Origin of the sequence: Pseudomonas sp. MEJ108 (assembly GCF_030208985.1) — a bacterium.
In the GTDB taxonomy this organism is placed as follows: domain Bacteria; phylum Pseudomonadota; class Gammaproteobacteria; order Pseudomonadales; family Pseudomonadaceae; genus Aquipseudomonas; species Aquipseudomonas fragariae.
In genome coordinates this window covers 179,314-196,397 of the sequence record NZ_JARVSW010000013.1, presented here as the reverse complement: position 1 = coordinate 196,397, position 17,084 = coordinate 179,314, and the positions used below count along the sequence as shown (strand labels likewise).

Sequence of the window (17,084 nt, the reverse complement as noted above, 5' to 3'; positions counted from 1 at the left end):
GAGGGATCGGAATGACGTCGCAGCGTACCCGCGAGCGTCTGATTCAACGCCTCTGTGAAGAGGGCATTTCCAATCAGCGGGTACTGGACGTCATTCGCAAGACGCCCCGGCATCTGTTTGTCGATGAAGCGCTGGCGCATCGCGCCTACGAAGACACCGCATTGCCCATCGGCCACAACCAGACGATATCCCAGCCCTACATGGTCGCGCGGATGAGCGAGCTGCTGCTGGCAGCAGGGCCGCTGGACAAGGTCATGGAGATCGGTACAGGGTCCGGCTATCAGACCGCTGTGCTCGCCCAGCTGGTAGAGCGAGTGTTTTCGGTCGAGCGCATCAAGGGGCTGCAGGATCGCGCCAAGGAGCGTCTGGTCGAGCTCAATCTGCGCAACGTGGTTTTTCGCTGGGGTGACGGCTGGGAGGGCTGGCCAGCCCTGGCGCCGTATAACGGCATCATCGTCACGGCGGTGGCAACCGATGTACCGCAGGCATTGCTCGATCAACTGGCTCCGGGAGGCCGTCTGGTCATCCCTGTTGGCTCTGGGGAGGTTCAGCAGTTGATGCTGATCATTCGTGAAGAAAACGGTTTTTCCCGGCATGTGCTGGGGGCTGTGCGCTTCGTACCCTTGCTCAACGGGCCCATCGCTTGAAGATTGTCTGCGGTAAACAATGAATTCTGGCGTCAGTCATCGGTCTACAGCGCGCGGCCCGGAATCTTGAATGGCCTGATGGCATCATTTCCACGCAGCTGATTGATACTTAACAGCGTTTTTCAGCGGCTTATCACTGGCTGCCCGTTGCTATTACGACACAATAGGCATCTTTTTTGAATTCAGTCACCAGTAAAGGGAGTGGCGGGTGAGTCTCACAGTCATTCAGCAGCTCAGGTCTTCAAGAAGTTATCAGCGTCTGGTGATTGGCATTGCTCTCAGTGTCCTTTTGGTCGGCTGCTCCAGCTCGCCTTCAGGCGGCGTTCGCGTGGTCGATCGCAACGGCAATGCAGTCGCCCAGCGCCCGACGGTGACCACCGGCCAATATGTGGTCAGGCGCGGTGACACACTTTTTTCCATTGCATTTCGTTACGGCTGGGACTGGAAGGCGCTGGCTGCCCGTAACCAGATCCCGGAGCCGTTTACCATCAAGCCCGGTCAGACAATTCGCTTTGACGGACGCTCCTCTTCAACGCCGAACGTGGTTTCAACGTCCGGCGCGGGGCGTCCGGTGACGTCTACATCGACCAGTACCGGCAGTTCCGGATCCGTCAAAACCACGGTCATGTCCAAACCCGTTGCGGTTGTACCTGTGGTTATACCTCCGTCGGCGACCACCGGGACAGGCCCGGCCGGCAAGTCTCCGACGGGTTGGACCTGGCCTTCGAGTGGCATTTTGATAGGAAAATTTTCCTCAAACGGCAGTTTGAATAAAGGAATTGATATCGCTGGTGATTTGGGACAGCCTGTTTTGGCAGCGTCTGATGGTTCAGTTGTTTACGCCGGAAGTGGATTACGGGGCTACGGCGAATTGATCATCATCAAACACAGCGATACCTACGTCAGTGCCTACGGTCATAACCGCAGGCTTTTGGTACGGGAAGGACAACAGGTCAAGGCAGGGCAGACGATTGCCGAAATGGGGTCAACAGGAACTGACCGGGTGAAACTGCATTTTGAGATTCGCCGCCAAGGGAAACCTGTAGATCCGTTAGGATTCTTGCCACGTCGTTGATAGTTGTCAGCCTGTTCCTGGCGTAGTAGGAACAGGCTCAAGCGTTGCCATGGAACCAGGCGATGCTGGAGCTTGAGGTCGAACTCACCAAAGGACTAAAACAATGGCTCTTGGCAACGAAGCGCCGGAGTTTGACATCGATGATGAAGTGCTCCTTATGGAAGCCGGCATTGTCCTGAAGGAAGCGTCAAACGAGAAGCAGCCAGCCGCTGTCTCGGGACGTACCAAGGTCAAGCATTCAACATCGCTCAAACAACACAAGTACATTGACTACACGCGGGCGCTCGATGCTACCCAGCTGTACCTCAATGAGATCGGTTTTTCTCCTCTATTGTCCCCGGAAGAAGAAGTTCATTTTGCGCGTCTGTCGCAAAGTGGAGATCCGGCCGGGCGCAAACGCATGATTGAAAGCAATCTGCGGCTGGTAGTGAAAATTGCCAGACGCTATGTCAATCGTGGGCTTTCATTGCTTGATCTGATCGAGGAGGGCAACCTGGGGTTGATCCGGGCGGTTGAGAAGTTCGACCCAGAGCGCGGCTTTCGTTTTTCGACCTACGCCACCTGGTGGATTCGTCAGACCATTGAACGCGCGATCATGAATCAGACGCGGACCATCCGGCTGCCGATTCATGTGGTCAAGGAGCTGAACGTTTATCTGCGTGCGGCCAGAGAGCTGACCCAGAAGCTGGATCACGAGCCCTCTCCTGAAGAGATCGCCAACCTGCTGGAAAAACCGGTAGGCGAGGTCAAGCGCATGCTGGGCCTGAACGAGCGTGTTTCGTCGGTGGACGTTTCGCTGGGGCCGGATTCGGACAAGACACTGCTCGATACCTTGACCGACGACCGTCCGACAGACCCCTGCGAGCTGCTGCAGGACGATGATCTTTCACAGAGCATCGATCAATGGCTGTCTGAACTGACCGAGAAGCAGCGCGAGGTTGTGATTCGTCGCTTTGGCTTGCGCGGGCATGAGAGCAGCACACTTGAAGATGTTGGGCTTGAGATTGGTCTGACGCGTGAGCGTGTAAGGCAGATTCAGGTCGAAGGACTCAAGCGTCTGCGCGAGATCCTTGAGAAAAACGGTCTGTCCAGCGAGTCGCTCTTCCAGTAATCCCCCTCCGTAGCCACCATCCAGGGCCGATATAACACTGTGTGTATATCGGCCTTTTTATATGTCTTCCGTCATTCCAATGTTACTGCACGTGCTGCCAGCAGACGCTGTTCTGCCTGGTCGATAACTACGTGCCTGTACTCATAAGTTTCAAAGCCTGTAAGTCATTGCGTACGCTTGCTGTAAGTCATTCAGTTAAGCAGAGTGAGGCTTGTCGCCAACTCGCCGGTTTTTCCACTGCAAGGCTTTGTTTTAGAAGAGGTTCTAATTTTGAAAGGCGATCTTCCAGGAAATATTCTGGAGCGTTTCGGGTGTTGCTCTCCAAGGTTAAATCTCTAATATCGAAGCTGTGCCAACGGACAGGCACAGGCCATCAAGGATGAAGGCCGGGATATCGCGGGACGCGATTCATCAGGACGATGACTAGGGAATACAGGGATCAAGGAAAAATGTGGGCGGGTCATACCGCCCCTTTTTTTATCTGCAGAAAATCGTCTTCAACAAAAAAGGCCCTCTTGAGGGCCTTTTGTCTGTATGGAATCTAGCGTTCCAGATCAGCGATCTTGCCGGTTTTGCCATCCCACTCTGCCGCATCCGGCATAGCGTCTTTCTTTTCGGTGATATTGGGCCAGATTTCAGCAAGCTCGGCATTGAGCTCAATGAAGTTTTCCATGCCGGCAGGAATCTCGTCTTCAGAGTAAATGGCTACGGCAGGGCACTCTGGCTCGCAGAGCGCGCAGTCGATGCACTCGTCCGGGTGAATCACCAGGAAATTCGGGCCTTCGTAAAAGCAGTCCACCGGACAGACTTCTACGCAGTCGGTGTACTTGCACTTGATGCAGTTGTCGGTGACGACGAAGGTCATTTCTAATTTTCTCCTCAGGCGGCTGCGGCAGAGCCCTTCCAGACAGGGGTGCCAGGTTCGGGAGGTTTCCCGGCCCTATGAAAACACGTGCTTGTGGTGGGTGGCCTTGAGGCAGTAAGACTGCGTCGTCTGCTACCTCTCCCTGCTACCTACCGGCGGTTCGCTGCATTTTCACGCGGCTCGAAAAACGCCTCGACCAGGCTAAAAGCCGAGAGCGTCCCAAACCGCGCGGGATTCTAACAGTATGTAACGCTTCGCGTCACAGGCGAGTTTGCAATGTGTATAGCAAATCCAGCGCCTGTCGCGGGGTCATATCGTCGACCTTGACCTTCGACAGCTCGTCGAGCACCGGGTGCGGCAGACTTGCGAACATATCGCTCTGCTGCGGGACAGCGGGCTTGCCGGGTTTGGCGCGCGGCTGCTCGTGCGGCAGGCTGGTGGTTTCCAGACGTTGCAAGTGCTCCTTGGCGCGGCTGATGACCTTGCCCGGCACACCGGCCAGTTGCGCCACGGCCAGGCCATAGCTCTGGCTCGCAGGCCCGGGCAGGACGCGGTGCAGGAACACGATGCGCTCGTTATGCTCGGTGGCATTGAGGTGCACGTTGGTCACCAGCGGTTCGCTTTCCGGCAACACCGTCAGTTCGAAATAGTGCGTGGCGAACAGCGTGTAGGCACGCAGTTGCGCCAGACACTCGGCTGCCGCCCAGGCCAGCGACAGGCCGTCGAAGGTGCTGGTACCGCGCCCGACTTCATCCATCAGCACCAGACTCTTATCGGTGGCGTTGTGCAGGATGTTTGCCGTTTCGCTCATTTCGACCATGAACGTCGAACGTCCGCCCGCCAGGTCGTCGCTGGAGCCGATGCGCGTGAAGATCCGGTCGACCAGCGACAGTTCGCAGCTGGCGGCGGGGACGAAGCTGCCGATATGGGCCAGCAGTACGATCAGCGCCGTCTGACGCATATAGGTCGATTTACCGCCCATGTTCGGGCCGGTGATGACCAGCATGCGCGTGCTGTCGTCCAGCGCCAGGTCGTTGGCCACGAAAGGCGTGCTTAGAACCTGTTCCACCACCGGATGGCGACCCTGCTCGATGCGCATGCACGGTTCGGCGACAAAGCGTGGGCAATTGAGGTCCAGATTCAGCGCGCGTTCCGCAAGGTTGCTCAGCACGTCCAGTTCGGCCAGAGCCGCTGCCGTGTCCTGAAGCGGCGCAAGATGACCGATCAGGTCTTCGAGCAGCGTTTCGTAGAGCATCTTTTCCCGAGCCAGTGCACGGCTCTTGGCCGACAACGCCTTGTCTTCGAACTCCTTGAGTTCGGGCGTGATAAAGCGCTCGGCGCCCTTCAGGGTCTGGCGGCGTATGTAATCAGCCGGCGCCTGCTCGGCCTGCTTGCTTGGCAGCTCGATGAAGTAGCCATGCACGCGGTTATAGCCGACTTTCAGGTTGCCGAGGCCGGTACGGGCTTTTTCGCGGGCTTCCAGATCGATCAGGAACTGACCGGCGTTTTCGCTCAGCGACTGCAGATCATCCAGTTCAGCGTCGTAGCCCGTCTTCAAAACGCCGCCGTCACGGATGACGGCTGGTGGATTGTCGATGATCGCGCGCTGCAGCAGGTCGGCCAGCTCGGGATAGGTACCGGCAGTCTGCGCAAGCTGCTGCAGATGGGGCGCGTCCAGATCGCTCATCGCCTGTTGCAGTTCGGGCAGGGCGCTCAGTGCGTCGCGCAGGCGGGCGAGGTCACGTGGCCGCGCGTTACGCAGGCCGATACGCGCCAGAATCCGCTCGATGTCGCCGATTTCCTTGAGCTGTGGCTGCAGGTTTTCGAAGCGATAGCGTTCCAGAAAACAGGTGATCGATGTCTGCCGTGCCTGAAGGATGGTCAGGTCGCGCAGTGGCCGGTTCAGCCAGCGGGTCAGCAACCGCGTGCCCATTGCGGTCTGGCAGCGGTCCATGACCGATTGCAGGGTGTTGTCACGGCCCCCGGACAGGTTGGTGTCCAGTTCCAGGTTACGGCGGCTGGCGGCATCGAGGATCACGGTATCGTCGAGACGTTCGTGACGCAGGCTGCGTAAATGGGGCAGGGCGGTACGCTGGGTTTCCTTGGCATAACTGAGCAGGCAGCCGGCAGCACCAATGGCCAGCGTGAGGTTTTCGCAACCGAAACCCTTCAGGTCTTGGGTTGCAAACTGCTGACACAGACTTTTATGGGCTGAGTCGCGCTCGAAATCCCAGGGTGCGCGACGTCGAGAACCACGGCGTTTCTCGGCGGGCAGACCTTGTGGCCAGTCATCCGGAATCAACAGCTCGACCGGGTTGATGCGCTCGAGCTCGGCCAGCAGGTTCTCCCAACCCTTGATCTCCAGCACACTGAAGTTGCCGCTGGTGATATCCAGTACCGCCAGGCCGAACAGGCGTTCGTCACCCAGCACGGCGGCGATCAGGTTATCGCGGCGCTCGTCGAGCAAGGCCTCATCGCTGATGGTCCCTGGCGTGATGATCCGCACCACCTGACGATCCACCGGCCCCTTGCTGGTGGCCGGGTCGCCGATTTGCTCGCAGATCACCACCGATTCGCCCAGTTTCACCAGCTTGGCCAGATAACCCTCGGCTGCGTGGTAGGGAATCCCGCACATGGGAATGCTCTGACCTGCCGACTGGCCGCGTGCGGTCAGGGTTATGTCCAGTAGCTTGGCGGCTTTCTTTGCGTCTTCGTAGAAGATCTCGTAGAAATCGCCCATGCGATAAAACATCAGCTGATCCAGGTGCTGGTTTTTGAGTTTCCAGTACTGCTGCATCATCGGAGTGTGTGCGGAGAGGTCGGAAATTGCTTTATTCATCAGTGGCTTAGGCAAGTTCTTGAGAGGAGTGAGGCAACCTTGAGACGCGACGGGTAGCCCTTGTCTGAAGCAAGGGGCGTCTGCCGGGTATGTGCGATGGCGGCAAGGTTATCACGCTCGACCGGGTGGTGCAGTGACAGCGTGGCGCCCGCGTATTGGTGACCGGGCGTTTCCAGACAGCCATGCAGCTCGATTTGCCGTATAGACTTTCATCGCTGCCACTCGATCTCCGGGCGGTAACTTATAAAAAAGGATTTTTATATGAAGAACAAACGAGCAAGGGACTCTGTCAGCGGGCGCTTCATCCCTTTGGAAGAAGCCAGAAAAAGGCCGAGAGAAACCACGGTGGAAACGGTCAAAAAGCCCGGGCGCAGGAAAAATGACAAGTAAAGCAGCATGCTCAGTACCGTTGCGCGGCAGGTGCGCGGCTCCAGGATTCACCTTTACAGGCTTTCCAGCATGAACGATTACACCGTGAGTGAGATAACCGGGCTTGCCGATACGCTTGGCAGGCTTCTCGACGCAATGAACGCGCAAGTGACCACTGCCGAATCCTGTACGGGGGGCGGAATCGCCGAAGCGATCACGCGCATTGCCGGCAGCTCGGCGTGGTTCGAAGCCGGTTACGTGACCTATTCGAATGCCCAGAAGACCCGTCAGTTAGGGGTGCCCGAGGTATTGTTCGAACAGGTCGGGGCGGTCAGCCAGCCGGTCGTCGAAGCCATGGTGCGAGGCGCGCAGCGTGAAAGCGGTGCACGATTCGCCGTCGCGGTCAGCGGTGTCGCAGGCCCCGGCGGCGGTTCGCCGGACAAACCGGTCGGTACTGTGTGGCTGTGCTGGGGCAAGGATGATGCGTCGGTCAGCCGCTGTTACCGGTTCGATGGCGACCGTGATCAGGTTCGTCGACAGACGGTCGAAGCCGCGCTGCACGGGCTGATACAGCTTGCGCGCGGAGAAATGCCAAAACAGGGGTAGGCGCGCGCTCACTGCTGTGGAATAATACTGTCTACTTATACAGGTGTTGTGGCCATCAAGGCCCTAATTGAATTTGATTACGTGAGGACTTCAATGGACGACAACAAGAAGAAAGCCTTGGCTGCGGCCTTGGGTCAGATCGAGCGTCAGTTCGGTAAAGGCGCCGTGATGCGCATGGGCGATCACGATCGCCAGGCGATCCCTGCCATCTCCACCGGTTCGCTGGGTCTGGATATCGCTCTCGGTATTGGCGGACTGCCAAAAGGCCGGATCGTGGAAATCTACGGTCCTGAGTCTTCCGGTAAAACCACACTGACGCTGTCGGTCATCGCCCAGGCCCAGAAAATGGGCGCTACCTGTGCCTTTGTCGACGCCGAACACGCGCTGGATCCGGAGTACGCAGGCAAACTGGGCGTCAATGTCGACGACCTGCTGGTTTCGCAGCCGGACACTGGTGAGCAGGCGCTGGAAATCACCGACATGCTGGTGCGCTCCAATGCCATCGACGTGATCGTGGTCGACTCCGTTGCTGCGCTGGTGCCGAAGGCAGAGATCGAAGGCGAAATGGGTGACATGCACGTGGGTCTGCAGGCGCGTCTGATGTCGCAGGCGCTGCGCAAGATCACCGGCAACATCAAGAACGCCAACTGCCTGGTGATCTTCATCAACCAGATCCGCATGAAGATCGGCGTGATGTTCGGCAGCCCGGAAACCACCACCGGTGGTAACGCGCTGAAGTTTTACGCTTCGGTACGCCTGGACATCCGTCGTACGGGCGCGGTCAAGGAAGGCGATGAGGTTGTCGGCAGCGAAACCCGCGTCAAGGTTGTGAAGAACAAGGTGGCTCCGCCGTTCCGTCAGGCCGAGTTCCAGATTCTTTACGGCAAGGGTATCTACCTGAACGGTGAAATCGTCGATCTGGCCGTTCTGCATGGTTTTGTCGAGAAGTCCGGTGCCTGGTACAGCTACCAGGGCAGCAAGATTGGTCAGGGCAAGGCCAACTCGGCCAAGTTCCTGGCAGATAACCCGGAAATCTGCAAAGCGCTCGAGAAGCAGATCCGCGACAAATTGCTGACCCCTGGCGTCGACACCAAGGCTGTCGGCTCCCGTGAAGCAGTGGCTGCCGATGATATGTCTGAAGCAGATGTCGATATCTGATAGCCATGCCTGCCGTACTCGATACACCTGTCGCCGTCAGGCGCACTGCAATGGACCTGCTCGCACGTCGCGAGCACGGTCGAGTCGAGCTGACGCGTAAACTGCGTCAGCGCGGCGCTCCCCCCGAGCTTATCGATGCCGCCCTTGATCGCCTGGTCGAGGAAGGTCTGCTCTCTGAATCCCGCTACCTTGAAAGCTTCGTGTCTTACCGGGCACGTTCGGGCTACGGTCCTGTTCGTATTCGCGAAGAGCTTGGTCAGCGTGGCTTGCAACGTGCCGACATTGAGCAGGCGCTCAGGGACTGCGGTATTGATTGGCAGGAGAAGCTTTACGAGCTTTGGCAGCGCAAGTTTGCCGGTGCTCTGCCTGTCGATGCGCGCGAGCGAGCCAAACAGGGGCGTTTTTTGAGTTATCGAGGCTATCCGCTGGAAATGATCGGCCGCTTGTTAAGCGGCCGTGGCGGAGATGACTGATATATCGGGGCGTTTACTGTGGCGCCCGTTTCTGAGCTGCGTCCCTGGTCGCTGAAGCGTCTTCCCAGTTTTCCTGTTGGTTGATGTAATCCACCAGTTCACGAAGCCTGCCCTGATTGCGGCCTGTGAAGGTGAACGCCAGTCGTGTCAGGTGACTGAACTGCGCTTCATCGTGTTCTTCGCCCTGATAACTGTGCTGGTGAAAGTTTTCATTGATGCACAAGTCAGCGAACGCTTCCTGCATGTGCTCCAGAGCTTGCTCGCTCAGCGCATGATGCATACGGATCACGAACTTGTTTTTCAGCCAGCGGCTGGAATGGAAGTTGGCGTAAAACCGATTGATCTCTTGCACCGCTTCGTCGGCGCTGTAAACCAGCCTCATCAGCTTCATGTCGGCTGGCAGAATGTAGTGATTGTCCTGCAACTGGTGCTTGATGAAGTCCAGCGCACCTTGCCAGAAACTCCCGCCAGGCGTGTCCAGCAATACCACAGGCACCAACGGGCTTTTGCCGGTTTGTATCAACGTCAGCACTTCCAGGGCTTCGTCCAGAGTTCCGAAGCCGCCTGGGCATAGCACCAGCGCGTCGGCTTCCTTGACGAAGAACAGCTTGCGCGTGAAGAAGAAGTGGAAGGGCAGCAGGTTTTCGCTGCCCTCTACCGTCGGGTTGGCGTGCTGTTCGAAGGGCAGGGTAATGTTGAACCCGAGGCTGTGTTTCAAGCCTGCACCGGCATGGGCTGCCGCCATGATGCCGCCGCCTGCGCCGGTGATGACCATCATGTTGGAGCTGGCCAGTTTTTCTCCCAGCTCTCTGGCCTGGGCGTACAGCGGATGTTCCATTGGTGTACGAGCGGAGCCGAAGACAGTGACTTTGCGGCGGCCCTTGAAGCGCTCTAGCACCCGAAAGGCTTTGTCCAGTTCGCGCAGGGTCTGCAGCGTTATCTTGACGTCCCAGCGGTTACGGTCATCCTGGGCCATGCGCAACACGGTGAGCATCATGTCGCGGTACAGCGGAAGGTTTTTCGTGCCCGGAGCCACCTCATTGATGTGCTCTTCAATCTTGCTGGTCAGGTCGAGACCGTCGCTTTGAAAGTGTCGGGATAGAAGATCGTCAGGTACATACGGCATTCGGGATTTTTCCTCCTGCAGGATCGATGGCCCGGTGGGGCGTGTTGAATCGATGATGTCCCGGTTTGCAGAGAAAGGCTACCCATTCCCTGTTCATTGCCAGGGTGGATTGGTTGCAGGATGTCTTGAGTACTGCTCGAATGACGCGCCTGAAGAACAGGCGCGCGGGGGGAGGCTACATGTCGGGCGTGGCTTATTGCTTGGGCTTTACAGTGCAGTCGGAAGCCTGAAAGGTCTGCGTCGCAACCGGGCGGTTGGTCTTGTACTCGGTGAACTGATACTTGAGTACGGCACCCTTGGTCATCAACTGGCGAAAACCATTGTTGTGGCACACGCTATTGCCCAACTGGTTGCGCATCACGTCCGGGTTGGCGCGCATCTGCTGAGCCTGGCCTTCACGAACGCTCAGGTGGTTGATCAGCTGGTTGCCGCTGACGGTATAGCCCTGATCGAGGATGTCTTCGTTGATCGCTCTCGGCGTGCCGACACTGCTTTCCTTAGCGACTTTTTCCAGCATCTTGCTGAGTTCGAACTCCTGTTTCGACGCCGCCTGGGCGCACAGTGGAGTAACGAGCAAAAGCGTAAGGGTGGGTACGATAAGGCGCAGCATTAAACTCTCCTGATTAAGTCACTGGCCGTTGGACCAGCGACTTCAAAGTGCGTTCCGGGCAGCCCACCGATAGCGCGGGGGTGCTGTGGCGCAGCAGTATAGAGCAGGAGTCTTCCTCGGGCCTAGACTCTGGACGAAAAGAGGCTGCCGTACCGAAAGCGCGTTGAAGTGCCGGGGCTCTGATAAACTGCGCGCACTTTAGTCCTGCCGAGTCTTTGTGGTGTCGATGTATCTCCCCCGCAGGTGTGTCCTGTAATGAGCCATGCCGTGTCCCGCCTGCGCGATGAGCGTCTGGCCCGCAGTACCAGGCCTTTTATTGCCCGAGGCTCGCGCGCGCCGCGCTGCCCGGAATGCCGGGTGATCTCCAGCTATTGTCTGTGCGAATGGCGACCCAGCGTCGCTGCCGATTCAGGCATCTGCCTGCTGATGTATGACACCGAGCCCTTGAAGCCGACCAACACTGGTTGGCTGATCGCCGATGTCATCCAGGACACTCATGCCTTCCTCTGGTCGCGGATAGAGGTCGATGAGCAATTGCTCGCCTTGCTGGACGACCCGCAGTGGCAGCCCTACATCGTCTTTCCCGGAGAATTTGTCGCCGAGGAGCGCGTGGTCAATAGGGTCTCGCGCCTGGATGGCAAGCGCCCGCTGTTCATTCTGCTGGATGCCACCTGGACCGAAGCACGCAAGATGTTTCGCAAGAGCCCGTATCTGGAGCAGTTTCCGGTTTTGAGTCTGGAGCCCGAGCAGATCTCGCGTTACCGTTTGCGTCGATCGAGGCGTGACGATCACTTCTGCACGGCGGAAGTGGCCGCCCTGTGTCTGGAACTGGCCGGTGACGCCAGTGCCAGCGGAGTGCTGGATGCTTATCTGGACGTGTTCAGCGCTCATTACCTGGGCGCCAAGTACCAGAACCCGATTGATCCCGACGACGTGGCGCATACCCACTTGAAGGCGTTCATTTGAAGGCTGTTCATAACCAGGGGCTGCCGAACTGCACGGGTTTGGCTAATTGCCATCTATGTTCCCGGGTATCGACGCTTCGCGCTTGACCGTCATGGCCATGCTGGGCATGCTTGGCGCCGCCTGGAAGCCGATTCATCTGGTCTGGCAGTGCGCCGGGGCCCGCTTCGGGTTTCGCACTGTGCGTTCGCCAGCCTTGCTGGGCGGCCGAGTCTTCGGCCCCTCACTATAAAAACAGGATCATTACATGACCTACGACATCCTGATCGCTGATGATCATCCCCTGTTTCGCAGTGCGCTGCATCAGGCGCTGAGCATTGGCCTGGGGCCTGACGCACGGCTGGTCGAGGCAGAAAGCATTGCCCAGCTTGAGTCGCGCCTGGGGGAGAAGGCTGATTGGGATCTGGTTCTGTTGGACCTGAACATGCCAGGGGCCTACGGCTTCTCCGGGCTGGTCCTGTTGCGTGGCCAGTACCCGCAGATACCGGTGGTGATGGTCTCGGCGCAGGAAGAAGCTTCCATCGTGGTGCGCTCCAGAGAGTTTGGTGCCAGCGGCTTCATTCCCAAATCCAGCTCGCTGGAAGTCATTCAGCAGGCGGTACGCACGGTGCTTGACGGTGACGTCTGGTGGCCGCCGCAGGTCAATGAAGTGATCAGTGTTTCAGACGAAGCAAAGGCTGCCAGCGCAGGCCTTGCCAGCCTGACGCCTCAGCAGTTTCGAGTGCTGACGATGGTCTGTGAAGGCTTGCTGAACAAGCAGATCGCTTCCGAACTCAGCGTGTCCGAAGCGACCATCAAGGCACATGTCACAGCCATTTTCCGCAAGCTTGGCGTACGCACGCGTACCCAGGCAGCATTGTTGTTACAGCAGCTTGAGTCCATTTCGTCCAGCTGACGGCTTTCAGGTTGCGAGTATTCACGCTTTTTTGACCTTTATTGCCTTAGCTTTCCTCATCTTTTTTACACAGCAGCCTCTCTATGTCGCCCTTCAAAGGCCAAACCGGTCTGAAACGTATTCTTAATGCCGCGGGTTATTCACTGGACGGTTTGTGCGCAGCCTTCAAAGGTGAAGCGGCTTTCCGCCAGTTGGTACTGCTCAACGTGGTCCTGGTCCCGCTGTCGTTTTTCCTGCACGTCAGCAAGGGCGAGCATGCCTTACTGGTTGCCGTGTGCCTGCTGGCGCTGATCGTGGAGCTGCTCAATTCGGCCGTAGAGGCGGCCATTGACCGCATCTCGCTGGAGCTGCACCCGCTGTCCAAGAACGCCAAGGACATGGGCAGTGCTGCCCAGTTCATCGCCCTGAGCATGATTGGTCTGGTGTGGGCGATCATTCTGCTGGGCTGACGCTTTGGTACAGATCGTCAATACAGACTGGGCAGCACGATCTCGTCGCTGCGCTGCACCCCGGCGGTGAATGCGCGACACAGTTCGAGAAACTCGCGCATGGCCGAGGTCTGGTATTTCTGTTTGTGCCAGATGAAGTAGAACTGCCTGGCCAGGTCCAGCTCCGGCGTGGCCAGTTCGACCAGATTGCCGCGACGAAAGGCGTCGCGCAGCGCCAGTCTGGAAATGCAGCCAATGCCCAGCCCGGATTCCACTGCGCGTTTGATGGCTTCGGTGTGCTCAAGCTCCAGTCGGACATTCAGCCCGTTACGGTGATGACGCATCGCCTGATCGAACGTCAGGCGTGTGCCTGAGCCCTGTTCCCGAAGTATCCAGGCTTCATGGGTCAGCTCTTCCAGGGTTACCTGGGCGCGCTTGGCCAGCGGATGCTGCGGGGCGCAGAACACCACAAGTTCGTCTTCGACCCAGGATTGCACTTCGATGTCCGGGTGGCTGCAATCGCCTTCGATGAGGCCCAGATCGATCTCGTAGTGCGCAACCTGTTGCACGATATGCGCCGTGTTCTGGACATGTAGCTTGACCTGGCTTTCCGGATGGCGCTGCATGTAGCCGCCGATCAGCAGGGTCGCCAGGTAATTGCCGATCGTCAGCGTCGCCCCGACCGCCAGTGAACCGAAGCCTGATTTACCGTTGAGCAGGTCTTCGATTTCCTTGGCCTGATCGAGCAGCGCGACGGCTTGGGGCAGCAATTGTCTGCCGGTGGCGTTGAGGCTGAGGCGCTTGCCGGCACGGTCAAACAGCTGGCAGCTCGATTGGCGCTCCAGCTCGGTGATGGAGGTGCTGGCAGCCGACTGCGAAAGCGAAAGCAGTACTGCGGCCTTGGAGACGCTTTCCTGCCGGGCGACGGCCACAAATACCTGGAGCTGACGGAGAGTAAATCGCATATCTATATAACCGATAACCTATATCTTGATAATTCATTTAACAGATATTGTGTCTGCCACTAGAATGTTGCGCAATAGCGCAGTGCTTCTGCGCGCACTATTTTTTCAGGAGTCCTCACGTACATGAGCAACATGAACCACGAGCGTGTCCTCAGCGTCCACCACTGGAACGACACCCTCTTCAGTTTCAAGTGCACCCGCGACCCTGGTTTGCGTTTCGAGAACGGTCAGTTCGTGATGATCGGTCTGCAGCAGCCAAACGGTCGTCCGCTCATGCGCGCCTATTCGATTGCCAGCCCGAACTGGGAAGAGCATCTGGAGTTCTTCAGCATCAAGGTGCCTGACGGCCCGCTGACTTCCCAGTTGCAGCACCTCAAGGAAGGCGACGAGATCATCATCAGCAAGAAGCCTACGGGTACGCTGGTGCTGGACGATCTCAAGCCGGGCAAGCATCTTTACCTGCTGAGCACCGGTACCGGCCTTGCGCCGTTCATGAGTGTCATCCAGGATCCCGAAACCTACGAGCGTTTCGAGAAGGTCATCCTCTGCCACGGCGTGCGTTACGTGAACGAAGTCGCCTATCGCGAATTCATCACCGAGCACCTGCCGCAGAATGAATTCTTCGGTGAAGCGCTGCGTGACAAACTCATCTACTACCCGACGGTCACCCGCGAGCCTTTCGAGAACGAAGGTCGTCTGACTGACCTGATGCGCAGTGGCAAGCTGTTCAGCGACATCGGCCTGCCGCCGATCAACCCGCAGGACGACCGTGCCATGTTGTGCGGCAGCCCGAGCATGCTCGACGAGACCAGCGAAGTGCTCAACAGCTTCGGCCTGACCGTTTCGCCGCGTATGCGTGAGCCGGGCGACTATCTGATCGAGCGTGCGTTCGTCGAGAAGTAAGCCGGCTGCACAAGACCCGCCTCTTCCTTGAGTGGATCAGGCGGGTTTTTGTTGTGCGGGATTTGTTGCCTCGATCAGTTCAGATCAGCAGCAGCCTCAGGCGAGCAGCACTTCAAGCACGCAAATCACGCCGGCCTGCGGGTAGTGCCAGCGCACGTCCAGATCCCAGAACTGAGCACCATAGCGACGTTCCGGCGTGGGCAGCTGATAGGCCGGGCGCGGGTCCTGGGCCAGGCACTGCTCGATCAGTTCGACCAGCGGCTCGTTCAGGCGCAACGCGTGTTCACGAGCCTGTTGCAGCGCGGCCTCCTGCCAGCGCACCGGTATCAGGTCTGGCGCAGCACTGGCGATGTGGTTGGTCGCGTCGGCGATTGCGTCGGCGTAGGGCACATAGGGCTTGATGTCCAGCACCGGCGTGCCATCCAGCAGGTCGATGCCGGACAGCCAGAGTCGCCCGGGCTCGACCTTGTCCAGCTTGACCACCGACTGGCCGATGCCATTGGGGCGATGGGTTGCGCGGGTAGCGAACACGCCCATCGACTGGTTGCCACCCAGGCGCGGCGGGCGCACCTTCAGGCGTGGCTTGTCTTCCAGTGTCAGGTGGAACAGAAACAGCAGCCAGACGTGACTGACCTGTTCCAGCCCCTGAACCGCTTCACCCTGATCGAAAGGTGGCACCAGCTCCAGCACGCCGCGTGCCGCCGGTGCCAGCTGTGGCTGGCGCGGGATGGCGAACTTCTCCTTGAAGCAGGAGCGCACGAAGCCGACAGGGGAGACGTTGTAGCTCATCGGGACCGATTCAGCCACGCACGCGCAGGGTCAGGCCCTTGAGGAAATTGCGCAGCAGTTGATCGCCACAGGCGCGGTAGTTGGTGTGTCCGACCTTGCGGAACAGGGCGCTCAGTTCTGGTTTGGAAACCGGGAAGTCGACTGATTTGAGGATGGCGTGCATGTCGTCTTCTTTCAGTTCGAACGCCACGCGCAGTTTTTTCAGGACGATATTGTTGGTGATCGGCAAATCGATCGCCTGTGGCGGACGGCTGTCGTCCTTGCCACGCTTGAAGTAGACCAGGCCATCGAGGAAGTGCGCCATGATTTCATCGCTGCAATCCAGATAGCCTTCTTCTTCCTCTTTTTTCATGAAAGCGATGACATCGCTCTTCGACACTTCAAAACCGGTCAGTGCGGTGATCTCGACAATCTTGCTGTCGCTGATATCGAGCATGTAGCGCACGCTGCGCAGTACATCGTTGTTCATCATGAGGCGTGTTTCCTGATAAGTCGTAGGGCAGCGCATGACGGTGGTCATGCGCGCTGTAATAAGGTGGGTGGCGCGAGGGTCAGAATTTTTCCTTGGCCGTCATGTAGCGCCACTGGCCTTCGGGCAGTTTGCCCATGGACACGCCGCCGATGCGGATGCGGCGGATAGCGACGATCTTCAGGCCGACGGCCTCGCACAGCAGGGCGATGATGCCGGGCTGCGGGTTTTTCATTGCAAAGCGCAGGCGGTTCTCGTTCTGCCAGCTGGCTTTCACGGCTGGAAGCTCCTTGCCTTTGTAGGTCAGGCCGTGGTTCAGCCGATTGAGGCCGTGAGCAACCATCTCGCCCGAGATTTCCACCACGTATTCCTGCTCGATTTTGCTGCGGTCATCGGTGAGCTTGCGCAGGATTTTCCAGTCCTGGCTGAATACCATCAAGCCGCTGGCGTTGGCCTGCAGGCTTGAAATCGCCTCAAGGCGCATGAAATGGCCCTTGAGCGGACGCTTGCTGTAGCTGTGCTCTACGGAGAGCGTACCCGGCGTGATCATCTGCAACGCTTCTTCGGCGCTTGCCGAGGCGGGTTTGTGCAGGATGATCGTCACCGGCTCGGGCGAGTCGGCCTTGGCGTCCGGGCTGAGCTCGATTTTCTGGGTGCTGACCTTGAAGTGCGGTTCTTCGATGACCTCGCCGTCCACAGTGACCCAGCCACCCTCGATAAACAGTTCGGCCTCCCGGCGGGAGCAACCGACCAGCTCGATAAGGCGTTTGGAAAGGCGAATGGGGTCTGTCAT

The 17,084-nt window shown here is 58.3% G+C and carries 19 protein-coding genes; 11 read left to right on the top strand and 8 right to left on the bottom strand.

Annotated features, from left to right (window positions below; genetic code table 11):
• Window positions 1–11 precede the first annotated feature (11 nt).
• The 3 genes from QRN50_RS07235 (at window position 12) to rpoS (ending at window position 2,833) form a co-directional block, all read left to right on the top strand.
• The gene (locus tag QRN50_RS07235) at window positions 12–647 is read left to right on the top strand and encodes a protein-L-isoaspartate(D-aspartate) O-methyltransferase (RefSeq protein ID WP_004406213.1); all 636 of its coding nucleotides are present in this window, start codon (window positions 12–14) and stop codon (window positions 645–647) included.
• A gap of 208 nt (window positions 648–855) precedes the next feature.
• Window positions 856–1,722, top strand: coding sequence for a peptidoglycan DD-metalloendopeptidase family protein (locus QRN50_RS07230; protein WP_004406211.1), 867 nt, complete (start codon window positions 856–858; stop codon window positions 1,720–1,722).
• A 103-nt stretch (window positions 1,723–1,825) separates the two neighbouring features.
• On the top strand, window positions 1,826–2,833 hold the full coding sequence (gene rpoS / locus QRN50_RS07225; protein ID WP_003314325.1) for an RNA polymerase sigma factor RpoS: 1,008 nt from the start codon (window positions 1,826–1,828) through the stop codon (window positions 2,831–2,833).
• Window positions 2,834–3,374: 541 nt separating this feature from the next.
• Here the strand turns inward: rpoS and fdxA are convergent.
• Entirely contained in the window at window positions 3,375–3,698 is a 324-nt protein-coding gene (gene fdxA, locus QRN50_RS07220; protein ID WP_003314327.1) for a ferredoxin FdxA, read from the bottom strand.
• A gap of 259 nt (window positions 3,699–3,957) precedes the next feature.
• The gene (gene mutS, locus QRN50_RS07215) at window positions 3,958–6,525 is read right to left on the bottom strand and encodes a DNA mismatch repair protein MutS (RefSeq protein ID WP_162885225.1); all 2,568 of its coding nucleotides are present in this window, start codon (window positions 6,523–6,525) and stop codon (window positions 3,958–3,960) included.
• A gap of 486 nt (window positions 6,526–7,011) precedes the next feature.
• Here mutS and QRN50_RS07210 point away from each other — a divergent pair, with 486 nt between their 5' ends.
• The 3 genes from QRN50_RS07210 (at window position 7,012) to recX (ending at window position 9,143) form a co-directional block, all read left to right on the top strand.
• Window positions 7,012–7,512, top strand: a complete 501-nt coding sequence (locus QRN50_RS07210) for a CinA family protein (RefSeq protein ID WP_024659888.1) — start codon at window positions 7,012–7,014, stop codon at window positions 7,510–7,512.
• Between the two features lie 93 nt (window positions 7,513–7,605).
• Complete coding sequence (recA, locus tag QRN50_RS07205) at window positions 7,606–8,670, top strand: recombinase RecA (RefSeq protein WP_002554688.1); 1,065 nt, start codon at window positions 7,606–7,608, stop codon at window positions 8,668–8,670.
• A gap of 5 nt (window positions 8,671–8,675) precedes the next feature.
• Window positions 8,676–9,143, top strand: coding sequence for a recombination regulator RecX (gene recX, locus QRN50_RS07200; RefSeq protein WP_004406202.1), 468 nt, complete (start codon window positions 8,676–8,678; stop codon window positions 9,141–9,143).
• 13 nt (window positions 9,144–9,156) lie between these two features.
• Here the strand turns inward: recX and QRN50_RS07195 are convergent, their stop codons facing one another.
• Complete coding sequence (locus QRN50_RS07195; RefSeq protein ID WP_011266989.1) at window positions 9,157–10,269, bottom strand: LOG family protein; 1,113 nt, start codon at window positions 10,267–10,269, stop codon at window positions 9,157–9,159.
• A gap of 193 nt (window positions 10,270–10,462) precedes the next feature.
• Window positions 10,463–10,879, bottom strand: coding sequence for a quorum-sensing-regulated virulence factor family protein (locus QRN50_RS07190; protein WP_004406195.1), 417 nt, complete (start codon window positions 10,877–10,879; stop codon window positions 10,463–10,465).
• Between the two features lie 255 nt (window positions 10,880–11,134).
• Here QRN50_RS07190 and QRN50_RS07185 point away from each other — a divergent pair, with 255 nt between their 5' ends.
• From QRN50_RS07185 to QRN50_RS07170, 4 genes are all read left to right on the top strand, one after another.
• A complete protein-coding gene (locus QRN50_RS07185) occupies window positions 11,135–11,845 on the top strand; it encodes a tRNA-uridine aminocarboxypropyltransferase (protein WP_096126436.1) in 711 nt (236 codons plus the stop codon).
• A gap of 46 nt (window positions 11,846–11,891) precedes the next feature.
• Window positions 11,892–12,074 carry a hypothetical protein gene (locus QRN50_RS07180; RefSeq protein WP_096104203.1) on the top strand — a complete coding sequence of 61 codons (183 nt, stop codon included), beginning with the start codon at window positions 11,892–11,894 and terminating at the stop codon, window positions 12,072–12,074.
• Between the two features lie 15 nt (window positions 12,075–12,089).
• Complete coding sequence (gene erdR / locus QRN50_RS07175; protein ID WP_003319664.1) at window positions 12,090–12,737, top strand: response regulator transcription factor ErdR; 648 nt, start codon at window positions 12,090–12,092, stop codon at window positions 12,735–12,737.
• Between the two features lie 83 nt (window positions 12,738–12,820).
• Complete coding sequence (locus QRN50_RS07170) at window positions 12,821–13,186, top strand: diacylglycerol kinase (protein ID WP_096126435.1); 366 nt, start codon at window positions 12,821–12,823, stop codon at window positions 13,184–13,186.
• Between the two features lie 17 nt (window positions 13,187–13,203).
• Here the strand turns inward: QRN50_RS07170 and QRN50_RS07165 are convergent, their stop codons facing one another.
• A complete protein-coding gene (locus QRN50_RS07165; protein ID WP_003339525.1) occupies window positions 13,204–14,130 on the bottom strand; it encodes a LysR family transcriptional regulator in 927 nt (308 codons plus the stop codon).
• A 123-nt stretch (window positions 14,131–14,253) separates the two neighbouring features.
• Between QRN50_RS07165 and fpr the strand changes: the two genes are divergently transcribed.
• Window positions 14,254–15,033 (top strand): ferredoxin-NADP reductase, encoded by a 780-nt coding sequence (gene fpr / locus QRN50_RS07160; protein WP_002554680.1) that lies wholly within the window; start codon window positions 14,254–14,256, stop codon window positions 15,031–15,033.
• 96 nt (window positions 15,034–15,129) lie between these two features.
• Here the strand turns inward: fpr and tsaA are convergent, their stop codons facing one another.
• The 3 genes from tsaA to QRN50_RS07145 all read right to left on the bottom strand — a co-directional run bounded on the left by tsaA (window position 15,130) and on the right by QRN50_RS07145 (window position 17,084).
• Window positions 15,130–15,822, bottom strand: a complete 693-nt coding sequence (gene tsaA, locus QRN50_RS07155) for a tRNA (N6-threonylcarbamoyladenosine(37)-N6)-methyltransferase TrmO (RefSeq protein WP_024643240.1) — start codon at window positions 15,820–15,822, stop codon at window positions 15,130–15,132.
• A gap of 10 nt (window positions 15,823–15,832) precedes the next feature.
• Window positions 15,833–16,294 (bottom strand): YehS family protein, encoded by a 462-nt coding sequence (locus QRN50_RS07150; protein ID WP_003409371.1) that lies wholly within the window; start codon window positions 16,292–16,294, stop codon window positions 15,833–15,835.
• Window positions 16,295–16,373: 79 nt separating this feature from the next.
• Entirely contained in the window at window positions 16,374–17,084 is a 711-nt protein-coding gene (locus QRN50_RS07145; protein ID WP_003339519.1) for an rRNA pseudouridine synthase, read from the bottom strand.